Source organism: Streptomyces durocortorensis, from assembly GCF_016901035.1.
Lineage (GTDB): Bacteria > Actinomycetota > Actinomycetes > Streptomycetales > Streptomycetaceae > Streptomyces > Streptomyces durocortorensis.
The window spans coordinates 1-1,186 of the sequence record NZ_JAFEUF010000506.1; the positions used below are offsets into that span (position 1 = coordinate 1).

Sequence of the window (1,186 nt, forward strand, 5' to 3'; positions counted from 1 at the left end):
AGGGGGTAGGGGTTGGCGCCGGTGAGGTTGTTGAGGATGGTGGCGCTGCGCCAGGCGGCGAGGCCGAGGTCGGGGGCGCCGACTCCGTGGGTGTGGCGTTCGGCGTTCTGTACGTAGACGTGTCCGGTGACGGCGGGGTCGAGGACGAGGCGGTATTGGTCGTCGATGCGGGGGCGGTTCGAGGTGTCGCGGCGGAGGTAGGGGTCGAGGCCTCCGAGGAGGGCGTCGAGGGGGCGTTCGCGGTAGCCGGTGGCGAGGATGACGGCGTCGGTGGTGAGGCGGCTGCGGGTGCCTTGCTGGGTGTGTTCGAGGTGGAGTTCGACGCGGGTGTTGGCGAGGCGTCCGGCGGTGCGGACGTGGACGCCGGGGGTGAGGGTGGCGTCGGGCCAGCCGCCGTGGAGGGTGCGGCGGTAGAGCTCGTCGTGGATGGCGGCGATGGTGTCGGCGTCGATGCCTTTGTGGAGCTGCCATTGGCGGGGGACGAGTTCGTCGCGGGCGGATTCGGGGAGCGCGTGGAAGTAGCGGCTGTAGTCGGGGGTGAAGTGCTCCAGGCCGAGCTTGGAATATTCCATGGGGGCGAAGGCCTGGGTGCGGGCGAGCCAGTGGATGTTCTCGGCGCTTTCGGGGCGGGCGCGCAGGAGGTCGAGGAAGACCTCGGCGCCGGACTGGCCGGATCCGATGACGGTGATGTGGTCGGCGGTCAGGAGTTGTTCGCGGTGGCGGAGGTAGTCGGCGGAGTGGAGTACGGGGACGGATTCGGCTTCGGCGAGGGGTTTGAGGGGTTCGGGGACGAAGGGTTCGGTGCCGACGCCGAGGGCGATGTGGCGGGCGTAGGCGCGGCCGAGGGCTTCGGCTTCGCCGTCGGGGGCGAGTTGGGTGAAGTCGACTTCGAAGAGGGCGCGTTCGGTGTTCCAGCGGACGGCGTCGACCTGGTGGCCGAAGTGGAGTCCGGGGAGTTGTTCGCTGACCCAGCGGCAGTAGGCGTCGTATTCGGCTCGTTGGATGTGGAAGCGCTCGGCGAAGTAGAACGGGAAGAGGCGGTCGCGGGTGCGGAGGTAGTTGAGGAAGCTCCAGGGGCTGGTGGGGTCGGCGAGGGTGACGAGGTCGGCGAGGAAGGGGACTTGGAGGCTGGCGCCGTCGAGGAGGAGGCCGGGGTGCCAGTGGAAGGCGGGGCGTTGTTCGTAGA

At 69.6% G+C, this 1,186-nt stretch carries 1 protein-coding gene; it reads right to left on the reverse strand.

All coding sequences use genetic code 11. The features are described from left to right. On the reverse strand, positions 1–1,186 hold a 1,186-nt coding region (locus JS521_RS35775), incomplete at both ends, for a lysine N(6)-hydroxylase/L-ornithine N(5)-oxygenase family protein (protein ID WP_205087006.1).